The sequence below is a fragment of the Breznakia blatticola genome (assembly GCF_004365815.1).
Classification (GTDB): domain Bacteria; phylum Bacillota_I; class Bacilli_A; order Erysipelotrichales; family Erysipelotrichaceae; genus Breznakia; species Breznakia blatticola.
Genome location: NZ_SODD01000056.1, coordinates 1 through 12,014 on the forward strand (window position 1 = coordinate 1; position 12,014 = coordinate 12,014).

10 protein-coding genes are annotated in these 12,014 nt (G+C 34.0%); 1 reads left to right on the top strand and 9 read right to left on the bottom strand.

The genetic code is table 11. The annotated features are described in order from the left end of the window. The first annotated feature begins 486 nt into the window (after positions 1 to 486). Entirely contained in the window at positions 487 to 3,573 is a 3,087-nt protein-coding gene (locus tag EDD63_RS10590; protein WP_134171252.1) for a hypothetical protein, read from the top strand. 62 nt (positions 3,574 to 3,635) lie between these two features. Here the strand turns inward: EDD63_RS10590 and EDD63_RS10595 are convergent, their stop codons facing one another. The 9 genes from EDD63_RS10595 to EDD63_RS10635 all read right to left on the bottom strand — a co-directional run bounded on the left by EDD63_RS10595 (position 3,636) and on the right by EDD63_RS10635 (position 11,856). Then, a complete protein-coding gene (locus tag EDD63_RS10595) occupies positions 3,636 to 4,493 on the bottom strand; it encodes a GNAT family N-acetyltransferase (RefSeq protein ID WP_134171254.1) in 858 nt (285 codons plus the stop codon). A 3-nt stretch (positions 4,494 to 4,496) separates the two neighbouring features. Continuing rightward, on the bottom strand, positions 4,497 to 5,372 hold the full coding sequence (locus tag EDD63_RS10600) for a DegV family protein (RefSeq protein WP_134171256.1): 876 nt from the start codon (positions 5,370 to 5,372) through the stop codon (positions 4,497 to 4,499). Between the two features lie 271 nt (positions 5,373 to 5,643). Beyond that, positions 5,644 to 6,684: an A/G-specific adenine glycosylase gene (mutY, locus tag EDD63_RS10605; RefSeq protein ID WP_134171260.1), complete on the bottom strand. Its 1,041-nt coding sequence runs from the start codon at positions 6,682 to 6,684 to the stop codon at positions 5,644 to 5,646. A 310-nt stretch (positions 6,685 to 6,994) separates the two neighbouring features. Then, complete coding sequence (locus EDD63_RS10610) at positions 6,995 to 7,444, bottom strand: hypothetical protein (protein ID WP_134171262.1); 450 nt, start codon at positions 7,442 to 7,444, stop codon at positions 6,995 to 6,997. Continuing rightward, positions 7,441 to 8,562, bottom strand: a complete 1,122-nt coding sequence (locus EDD63_RS10615) for a CDP-glycerol glycerophosphotransferase family protein (protein WP_134171264.1) — start codon at positions 8,560 to 8,562, stop codon at positions 7,441 to 7,443. Before EDD63_RS10615 ends, EDD63_RS10610 begins: the two co-directional genes overlap by 4 nt. A gap of 35 nt (positions 8,563 to 8,597) precedes the next feature. Then, a complete protein-coding gene (locus tag EDD63_RS10620) occupies positions 8,598 to 9,830 on the bottom strand; it encodes a CDP-glycerol glycerophosphotransferase family protein (RefSeq protein ID WP_243833770.1) in 1,233 nt (410 codons plus the stop codon). Further along, positions 9,811 to 10,233: a glycerol-3-phosphate cytidylyltransferase gene (gene tagD, locus EDD63_RS10625; RefSeq protein ID WP_134171266.1), complete on the bottom strand. Its 423-nt coding sequence runs from the start codon at positions 10,231 to 10,233 to the stop codon at positions 9,811 to 9,813. Before tagD ends, EDD63_RS10620 begins: the two co-directional genes overlap by 20 nt. Further along, positions 10,230 to 11,006: an ABC transporter ATP-binding protein gene (locus EDD63_RS10630; protein WP_134171268.1), complete on the bottom strand. Its 777-nt coding sequence runs from the start codon at positions 11,004 to 11,006 to the stop codon at positions 10,230 to 10,232. The genes tagD and EDD63_RS10630 overlap by 4 nt, the downstream gene beginning before the upstream one ends. Before the next feature lie 10 nt (positions 11,007 to 11,016). Continuing rightward, a complete protein-coding gene (locus tag EDD63_RS10635; RefSeq protein WP_134171270.1) occupies positions 11,017 to 11,856 on the bottom strand; it encodes an ABC transporter permease in 840 nt (279 codons plus the stop codon). Positions 11,857 to 12,014: the final 158 nt, after the last annotated feature.

Here is a 12,014-nt window from a genome sequence, read left to right on the forward strand (position 1 = left end):
CGCCCAAATTTTGTAGTAAAAGTCAATAGAAAAAAAGAGGGGTCAAAATTAATTGACTCCTCTTACAATTCTATTGCTTAACTTAATGACATTACACTTTATTTCATTTTTTTTAAGTTTTTTCTCTGGAACGTAAAAAAAGCAAACGAATCATCATTTGCTTGTATTTGATCTTACTCATGTTTAAAAAACACATAAAATATGCACTACAAAAAGTAGCCCATTATTGACCTCACACAGCATTTCTATTTCCTTGATTTACACACTTAATAAACATACTTTAACAAAACTATACACGAAAGTAAAAACATATACCCAAAATGTTGCTTGTAAATACGAAAAAGTGTGTAGACATTGATATGTTATCCTACTTCTAAGTGAGTATGTATCATTGCATTTCGTTCAGTTTTTTTAGAAAATGAGACTTTTTTAGTTTCTGCTTGTCTTAATAAGTAGTACTAGGTTTAGTATTTAGAGGAGGTAGAAATGAGAAAAAGGAAGTTTATTTTCAAACACAAAGTCCATAAACTAGCAATTATGTTACTTACTATTGCAGTTTTACTTGTCCAAAGTGTTCCAATTCTTGCTTCAGAGCATGAAGATGGAATCTCGACATACAAAGCAACAGGATCTACATATGGACTAAAGATGTTTGGTTTTGATTATGGTCATGATCACATTACCAATAATCCAGATGATGCGGAAATTCGTTGGCTAGCTGAACACCGTGATGTCATTATTGGATTGTACAATGAGGGTATGCCAGAAAATGTATATGATCGATTTACAGCAATCAACCCTGATATTCAGTTTTATGCATATTTTGCATATAACTCAGTTGCTTTTTCAACTGAAAAATATATGGAAGATTGGTGTATTGCAAGAGGAATCGATGTTGAAGAACTTTATTATCACTTCGATGAAGATACATGGATTACAACTCGTTCATACGACAGCAATACGGGTAGTTTTAGAAAAGCATTAATTCCAGGATATGGACCTAACGGTTCTGCAAAGACACTTAAGGAGGCACGTGTTCCTTCTGCATGGAATAAACCAGATGCAGCTAGAAAAATGTATAACATTAATCCAACATCACAAGTATTCCGTGATGCATCACAAGCATTTATGGAAATGCAAATTACAGTAAGTAAAGAAAACGGTAAATATCTTGATGGATTTATTTTAGATACATTTGATGGAACTATAAGTAGAGAATTTGATATTCGTCTAGAAGAAACCATTGAATTGAAAAATCTAGGAATTACAAATGCTGATGATGCTGTAGCACAAGTGAGTCAAGATATCTTAGATATGCGTTATGAACACGAAAGTAACTTGACTGCTATTGCAGGAAAAGAAATTCGTTTAGCACCAAATGGAGCTGACTTAGGATATATTCTAAATAGTTATAAAGGGATCTATGTTGATGCTTTAGGTAGTCAAGACTACGATGAAATGATCGTTGAGTACTTAACATCATCAGGAAACATCAACAAAGAACGTTTGAATGATATGAAGAAGGTTTACGATAGTATGGAAAAAGGAAATACATGGTTTATGAACTCACAAACCAATGTACTTCCAACACAACGTCCTGCAAACCTTAACAACCCAGTTGAAGATGATTCTGAGTGGCACGGATTTATGCAACACATTATTGCAGTTCAATACATTATGAATCACGATAATGCATACTTTGCAGTAAATCAAGGTTCTGCATCACGCTATGGGGTAAACATCAACAACACATTTAGTACGACACACTGGTATGCAAACTATGATTATCCAATCGGTAATCCAGTAGTTCGTAGTTCGAAAGACTATTGGGGAAAAGAAAATACAGATCGTTTCTTCTTGTATCAAAGTCATGTTGACCCAGAAAACCCAACACTTGCTGTTAACAACTATGAAGTCATTGGACGTGAATATGACAATGCACTTGTATTGGCGAATTTCTGTCAACGCACAAAAGGTGGAATTGCAAACGTAGGAGCAAACCGTGTAAGTATTCCACTTGATGGAAACTATCGTCGTCTACTTGCAGATAACACACTAGGACCAGTCATCAATGAAGTACGTCTTGGCACAGGTGAAGGTGCAATTCTTATTAAAGAAGACAAGGTAGATGTAGCGGACTATTCTAAAGTTGATGAAGCAATCAAGAAAGTTCCTAGTGATTTAAGCAACTATACGGATGAAAGTGTTCAAGACTTACAAGATGCATTAGATGCAGTTGTTCGTGGGAAAAACAAAAGCGAACAAGCGGTTGTAGATGGATACGCAACTGCAATTGAAGATGCAATTCAAAATCTTGTTTCAAAGAAAGCAGATTACACAAAAGTGGACACAGCAATTGCCAGCGTTCCAAGTGATTTAACACTCTACACAGATGCATCACGTCAAGTTCTACAAGATGCATTAGATGCTGTCATTCGCGATAAAGATAAAAGCGAACAACTCATCGTAGATGGATATGTAACCGCAATTGAAGATGCAATTCAAAACCTTGTTTATAAGGATGCAGACTACACAAGAGTTGACACCGCAATAACAAGTATACCTACAGACTTAAGTATTTATACAGATGAAAGCGTACAAGACTTACAAGATGCATTAGATGCTGTTGTTCGTGGGAAAGATATTACCGAACAAACAACTGTAAATGGGTATGCAAAAGCAATTGAGGATGCAGTTGCAGCACTAACAGTAAAACCTGCTCCACCAATTCAATATGCTGATTATACGAAAGTGGATGAAGCAATCGCAAAAATTCCAGCAGATACATCAGTATACACAGATGAGAGTGTTGCAAACTTACAACAAGCAAAAGATGCAGTCATTCGCAATAAAGAAGTTCACGAGCAAAGTATTGTTGATGGATATGCTACAGCAATCGAAGATGCAATTACGCAACTTGTCTATAAACCTGCTGACTACACAAAAGTAAATACAGCAATCGATAATATTCCAGCAGATGTAACTCTTTACACACCTGAAAGTGTCCAAGTTCTTACTGATGCACTTGCAGCAGTAAACTACAACAAGAATATTACAGAGCAAACACTTGTGGATCAATATGCTAAAACGATTGAAGATGCAACAGCACAACTTACATATCGTGCAGCAGATTACTCAAAAGTCGATCAAGCAATCGCAAGAATCCCTGATGATTTAACAATCTATACGCTAGAAAGTTTAGAAGTGTTAAAACAAGCACTAATGGATCTTGAATTTGGTAAAAACATTACCGAACAAGCAACAGTAGATGGGTATGCTACAACATTAAACAAAGCCATTGATGGTTTGGTACGTAAGCAAACTGGAGGTTCAAATCCTGGCAATTCATCAAACCAACCAGGAAATTCTTCTAACCAAGGAAATTCGAATGCAAATAACACAACACCAAACAAAGATGTATCATCTAATGCAAATAATACAAATACAAAACAACCTAGCAAAGCACCTAACACTGCAGATAGTACAAATACAAACCTACTATCTCTAGCTTGGTTAACTAGTTTTGGTGTAATTCTTATTTCGTTACGACGTAAATTTAAAACACAAAAATAAACAATTATAGTATCTATGATAAAAGCACGAGGAACTCCCCGTGCTTTTTGTGTTTATTGATATTAGAAATCCAATGCAAATTGACCATTTGCATCTTTGTAGATGCGATGAATAGACTGTACGTTTGCTAATGGAAGAGGCATGTAAAGATGAGGAAACACCTCACCTTCAAGTCCTTCCATTTTTAATGATTTTCGTATTTCATCATTAACTATTACTTCAAATATTAACATTTCTTCATACTTGCTATAACATGCTTGTGCAACACGTATCAGTTGATCTTTCAAAGAAAAATGAATAAAGCCATCTTGTGCATAATCTTCAGGCGTATAGAATTCTTGATCCTTACAACTTTCATACACGGCTTTTGGTAACATATGATAGATACGTGAAGGCCAATTTTCTCTTGTTAGTTCCATATATACAGGAACATGTTGCATATTTTCAACATCTTCAAAAGCTTTTACACGTTCTGGCATTTCATTTCTTTGAAATCCAAGTCTCACATACAAGACAATTGCTTTTTGATTATCTGGATGCGGATCCACCCATACAAGACTACTACCTGCTTGAAAGGCTTGATTGATTGCATAAGTAATTGCTTCGTATGCAATTCCTTTTCCTCTTGCCGTAGGTACTAGTTTAATATCTAATGCAGCAAGTGTTGAATCTTTCATCATAAAATATGCAACTTCACCACAGTATCCAAGTTCTTTATCATAAATCGAATAATGATTTTGTCTGTTATCCTGACATTGCTTACTTTGCATATACCAATTATGTATGCTTTCTTCACTAATTTGCAATCCGTTAGGAAAACCTACATATTTCATGACTTCCCCATCATTCCAAAGATTTTGGATGTTTTGTAAATCATTCTCATTGGTCTTTTGAATAGTGATGCCTGTTGTATTTGTCATATATTAACTCCTTGTACTTGCAAAAAAGAATAGTGCGATTGTTCCTGGACCAGCATGTGAACCAATTACAGGTCCAATATCAGAAATTAAGATTTCTTTAACTCCCATTTCTTCACGAATTTTGTTTGCTACATACGTTGCATCTTCTAAAGCATCTGCATGTGAAATCATAATTAATTGATCTTTTGGATTGATTGCCGTTTGTGCCATCTTCTCCACAAGCTTATTCAGTGATTTCTTTCTTCCTCGTGCTTTTGCGACATTCAAAAGATGTCCTTCATCATCAACATGTAAAATTGGTTTAATACTTAATGCACTACCAACAATTGCCGTTGCATCAGATACTCTTCCCCCACGAGCAAGGTGATGTAAGTCATCCACAGCTACCCAGTGGGCTATATGTAAACGATTTTCTTCAATCCATGTTGCATTTTCTTCAATTGTCATTCCTTTTTCACGATTTAAGCAAGCATAATAAACAAGAAACCCTTCACCAGCACTTGCAGCTAAACTATCAATAAAGTAGATTTTACGTTCAGGGAATTTTTCTTTTAATTCCTGTAAAGCGATCTGTGAACTTTGATATGTATTACTCAAGCCACTAGAAAAGACGATGTATAAAATATCATGTCCTGCTTCTAGTAACGGTGTGAAATACTCAATATATGCATATGGTGTAATTTGCGAAGTCGATCCTGTTGAACCTGCACGCAATTTATTATAAAAATCCAATTCATGAAATACTTTAAAATCTGCGTCTTGTTGATACTCTTGATCATCTAGCATAAACATCATCGGTATCATCTTTACATCGTAACGCTCAATAACATCCATGTGTAAATCAGCAGTTACGTCACTAACAATTAAATAATTTCCCATATTTCTCTCCTTTTTTAGTTATTATAGACCTTCTATAATAAACTAACAACTCATATCCTATACGTCATTTTTTGTAATATCTATACACAACATTCTTTTGTTATATATGTAATATATTCTATCACATTTTTTCACAAGGTTCTTCGAAAATTAAAACAATGGTATTGTATATATTAGAGCATGCAAGAAATAATGTCTTGCAAGTATGTTATCCCTATTACATACATTTAAATCCCCTTATAAACACAATATGAAAAAGAGACTTCACCCCCTATGAAGTCTCTTTTTCTATTTCCTGGATAAACTTCTTCATGGCTCCTGCCATTGGTAGCTTTTCTTGAATCATTTGCCATGATACAAAGTGATCATCAATTTGCTTTACGTCGATTACATATGCTTGCATATTCCATTCTACATGAGAGTACACATGTGTATGAGAAGTAAACTTCTTTATTTTGACAATGCCATACATGGGATCAATCAACTGTTCAATTTCCTTCTTTTTTAACACGTGCTCGATATTCATAAACTCATACATGTGTTCCATGAGTATTCCCTTTGTACGTTTATGTACGTAATACATATGATCTTTACGTAAAATTAAAATGGTGTGATTTTGCTTACGACGTTCCTTAAGTTTGCTTTTTACTGGTAAACTATTTTGTAAGCCTTGTTTGTATGCGCTACATGAAGATGCAATTGGACAAATATTACATCTAGGGGTTCCATTACCAATACAAACTTGTGAGCCTAGTTCCATCATTGCCTGATTATAATCACCTGGATTGTTTGGATCTACTTCTTGTTGGAGTTCTTCAAAGACAAAGCGTTTTGTTTTTTCTTTTGCAATATCAAAATCACAAACATGCACGCGTGCATATACACGTAGTACGTTTCCATCAACTGCTGGAACTGCTTGGTCAAAAGCAATAGAAGCAATGGCTGCAGCTGTATACATACCAACACCAGGTAGGGTTAGTAATTCTTTGTAGGTATTTGGTAACCGTCCATTATATGTATCCATGCAAACTTTTGCAGCTTCTTTTAAAAACCGTGCACGTCGATAATAACCAAGACCTTCCCACAATTTATACAACGTTTCATCATCTACCATCGCTAAAGCTTCTAGTGTTGGTAATTTTGTGATAAACCTTTCAAAATATGGAATCACTGCTTCTACTCGTGTTTGTTGAAGCATAATCTCACTAATCCATATTTTATATGCATCTTTGGTAATCCGCCAAGGAAGTAAGCGCTTTATATCCCCATACCAAGCCAATAATTGGGAATTTCTTTCTATGTGTGAATTCATCAATAATATCTCCTATTTTATACATATCATGCGATAAATAAAGGATTTTTGCAACATATATTTTACTATATGATAAAGAATGTAAATACATATGCATATCCCATTTTTTTCCATAATTTTGCGATATTTACAATATATAACTATCGTATTATCTATGAGTAAGGCGAGAGCCTTGCATGTATGTTATCCCTATTACATACATTTCTATCCCTTTATAAACACACACAGAAAAGAGCCACTCGAAAGAGTGGTTCTTTTCTATCTTCCTTACAAAAAAAGAAAAGCCCACCATGTGAGCTTAGTATATATGTTATGGGACAATTGGATCACAGTAGAAATTTTGATCAACTAAACGTTGACGCAATGCCTCTACATCTTTTACATCATCCTCTGTCAATGTAACATCAAATAAATGGAATGGATCATTTACATAATCATATCCATCAAGTTCCACAGTAATGATATGTTCTACCATTGCGCGATCAAGAACAATCTCAGAAGTAATTCCTGGATTTCGTAAGATTTTCTTTTCATATGCTTGGATTTCTTCTTTCTTTTGTTCAACCTTTGCTTCAAAGTCACCTTCAAAAATATATTGTCTAGAAATACGGACTTGAATAATATTTGAACCACGATATTTCACTTCATAGTTATTGGTCTTGTATGAACAGATCATCTTTTCACCTTCAATAAGGGCACAACTACTTGTAAATATGAGAAGGGCAATTACACATACGATACTACATAAACGTTTCATCATAGCTTACCTCCCATAATTTGATCAATTAATGCAACAACACGTTTGATTGATTTCCCATCTTGATACGCAAAGAATTTATCACGAAATGCTTTTCGTTTTTCTTGATATTCATCTTCTGCTTGAATTGCATCTACTACAGCTTGTTCGCTTGTACATATCGCTCCTGGCATTTCTTGCTCATAATTTACAAAGAAACCAGGACTTTTTGCATACTCTTCAATATCTGGCACATAGAATACCATCTTCTTATCAAAGACTGAAAAATCAAAGATAATTGCTGAATAATCAGATATTAAAACATCCGTAACTGAAAATAGTTTTTTGATACTCATTCCGTTGCAACAAATGACATGATGATGCGTATCAATTGTTTTATCTGCAAGTAATGGATGCATCTTATATAAGATGACATACTCTTCACCAAGTTGTTCAATAATCTTATCTAAATTCACTTGACCATCGCGAAAACCTTGCATGAGACGTCCACGGAACGTCGGCGCATAAAGTACTACCTTTTTTCCTTTCAACTCTGGATATTGCTTATACATCGCGTTGCGATCTTTTTCAATTTTACGTTTGTGAAACAAGCGATCTGTTTTTGGAATACCTGTCACCATGACTTGTTCTTCCTTTACATGAAATGCTTGTGCATATGGTTTTACAAAATACTCACAGTTACTAATGACATAATCATAGTTATTGATTTTGTAATCTCTATCTACCATATTCCCAAATTGTTTAATTGCTCCAGTAGCATGCCAAAGTTGTAATACTTTGACTTCCTTACGTTTAAACTTACTAACAACATAGTTATTGTAATCAAGTAAAACAAGTGCACTTGAGTTAATCACAAACAACTGCTTAATACACGTAAAGAAATATTGAATATTCCCCCATAGTGTTTTCTCAAATTTTGTGAGTAGATATGTTAAGTGATATTTATCCAACTCTGTCTCATTTTCTTTTTCTAAGGCACGAGAAATCAAGCGAAAATCACCAGCAAGACTATCATGTTCCAAAGAAACAAAGGTAATCTTTTTTGGATCAACTTTTACAAAAACTAAAAAAAGGCGAAAAAAACTCAAAATAACATCAAGTATGATTTTCTTAAGTTTCATGTTATCACCTTCACTTTCTAATTTGTATGAATCGCTTATTCAAATACAATATCCACAACACGATCACTTGCATGACCATCTTGAAGATTGTTGAATTCTTTATTAAAGCTTTCTAAACGAGAGTAATCATAGTTTCCTGCTTTTATTTTTGCAAGTAATTCATCTTCATCCTGAATAATATCTCCAGGTAATGTTTTGTGAATATCAAAGTAGAATCCACGTAACTCTTCAGCGTATTCCTGTAAATCAAACATATAAAAATACATTGGACGCTTTAGGTTTGCATAATCAAAGAATACACTTGAATAGTCAGTCACAAGTACATCTGCAATTACATATAACTCATTAATGTCACGACCTGCGCGCACATTACGTAAGAATTCACGTAATTCTTCATCTTTCTTATATTTATTAATAATCAAGTAATGTGGTTTATACAATAAGACATATTCTTCACCTAACACTTCTTTCCACTTATGGAAATCCGCTTGTAGTTCAAATGTATATCCACGCTCAGTATATGAATTATCACGCCATGTTGGTGCATAGAGCAATACTTTTTTTCCTTCTGGAATGTTGTACTTTTCTTTTAACGCTTGTACTTCTTCTTCACTTACATTTGTTAAATAATCATTTCTAGGATATCCTGTTTCAATTAAACGTTCACGATTGATGCGAAATGCACTTTGAAATACTTTCGTACTAAATGCATTTGGACTAATCATGTAGTTATATTTACTTACATCATTATCGTATGTCGAAGCCATTTGATCAAAGTTCATACCACTACGGTAGTATGTAATCTCTTTATCCTTTGGTCGAACAATATCATGCGCTAAACGCTTTAATGGAGTTCCATGCCATGTTTGTAAATAGATTTGATTATCTTTCTTAATAATATGTTTTGGCATCTTACAATTAATAATCCAATATTTTGCTTTTGACATATAATAGAAATATTTCAACCCATTATAACGAACAATTTTCGCATTTGGAATTTTTGTAATCTTAAACTTTTTCACCGCCCAAACAAATGTATAATTTTTGTATTTTGGATGATTCATTAAGTATTGATGAATTGCTTTTGGATTATCTGAATATCCTCTTCCGTGAAAGGAAATAAAGATCACTGTTTTATCATCAACCTTAATTTTTTGGTACATATTTCGATATACAACTTTAGAAATACGTGTAATGATACGTCTTACAAAACGCATCACTTTTCGCAATCGTTTTCTAGTTTTCTTCTTAAACTTCTTTAGACTCATCGGTGTTTTCTGCTCCTTGTTTTAGTTGTGCTTTAATTTGCGTAGTCGAAATCCCTTCTGTACGCGGTAAATAGACAACTTCACAATATGGTTTTAAATGGTCAAATTTACCTTCCCAGTCTTCCCCGATGACAAACACATCAATATCATATTTTTGAACATCTTCCACTTTCTGTTCCCAAGAATCTTCAAAAATAACTTCATCTACATATTTAATCGCTTCTACTATAGCAGCACGATCTGTATCTTTTACCTGACACTTTTTACCTTTTTCCACCCAGTTAAAACGGTCACTTGATACTGCGACAATTAAATAATCCCCTAATTCTTTAGCACGACGCAAGAGATTTAAATGTCCCACATGAAACAAATCAAAGGTCCCATACGTAATTACTTTTTTCATTTGCTTGTCCTTTCTGCCATAATTTTAGCTTTAAACTTCTTTTGTTGGTCTTTACTTAATGCTTTATATTCTTCTACATAAACTTCATATGCATCAGCAACTTCATTAATCTTACCTTGCATTCGTAATTCTCCACCTTCAATCCAGATTCCTTCTTCGCAAAATTGGCGAACTTGGCTAATTGAATGCGAAATAAAGAAAATTGTTTTTCCTGAATCGCGTAGTTCAAACATCTTTTCCATACACTTTGCAGCAAAGGCTTTATCACCTACAGATAAAGCTTCATCAACGATAAGTATTTCTGGATCAAGTGCAATCGATATTGAAAATCCTAGACGCGATTTCATTCCACTTGAATATTTTTTTACTGGTTGGTAAATAAAGTCTCCAAGTTCTGCGAAGGCAATTACGTCTTCAATAATTGTATCGATGTGCTTTTTTGATAAACCTAAAAGCGCACCCTTCATTTTAATATTCTCAATACCTGTTAGTTGGTCATTCATTCCTGCTTTAATTGCAATTAACGCTTGCTCTCCAACAATGGTAATTTTCCCACTTGTTGGATATGAGATTTCTGCAAGAATATTGGATAGTGTACTTTTCCCACTTCCGTTGGTCCCTAAAATCCCAACAATACTTCCCTTTGTAACTGTAAAGTTAATATCTCGTAAGGCATAGAATTTCTTCTTATTACCAAACCATCTTTTTTTCTTGTCTTGTAGCGTATAGATTTTATCTACATGCTCAAAAGCAACAACAACTTCTTTTGCCATATTTCACCTCTTAAAGCATATCGATAAACTTATGTTTAAATTTGTACATTAGGATACTTCCAACGACGTACAAACCAACAACTACACACCAAAAGTACAGCGTTTGTGATGGATGCATGGTAACTGGATCTTGATAAAACAAGGATCCACGGTATCCTTCAATAATATAATATAGTGGGTTTAATTTAATAAATGGTTCAAGTGAACGAACCAGTGAACTTGAACTTGCTAGTACATCTGTAATTGGCCATAAAATTGGTGATAAATACATCAACATACGCATACATGCAGAGATTAGTTTTTTCACATCACGTGTAAACATGTTTAAAACACTAGTAACCATACCTAGTGAAATACATAAACATACCGCACAAAACATGTAATACAATACTTGTAGCCATAACATGTTTGGTTCATGTCCACGTAAAAGTAATAATACCAATACAACACCAATCATCACAATGTGGTTAAATAACTCTTTAAACACAACGGTTGCAGGTAATATGCTAATTGGAAATTTCATCTTTGTGATGATGTTTCGTTTTGCATAAATTGCATTACACCCTTTTGTAATACATGGGCTCACAAAAAACCATACCGCAATTCCGACAACCATCCAAGGCAAGTAACTGATACCAACACCTGTTGGTGAAGTTGCTGGACTTCCTTTTCGCATGATCAATCCAAAAGCAATCCAATATGTAAATATTTGAATTAGTGGATTAAATACACTCCAAAGAACACCAAGGCGTGATTCTCGATAATCGGCCAATGTCTCATATTTAGAAATCGAAAGTATTCGATTAAAATTTGTTAGATTTTCTTTTAAGACAAACCAGACACTTTTCATAGTCATACCATCCTATATCCTTCTCATTTTATACTATTTACGCATGTTTTACAATATTTCACGCCCGAGTTTAGAAGCTAAAAAACAACCATAATCATCATTTGCCTTTTGTTCATCGATTTATTTCGATGTTTTTTTGTCAATACTTTCACACTAAA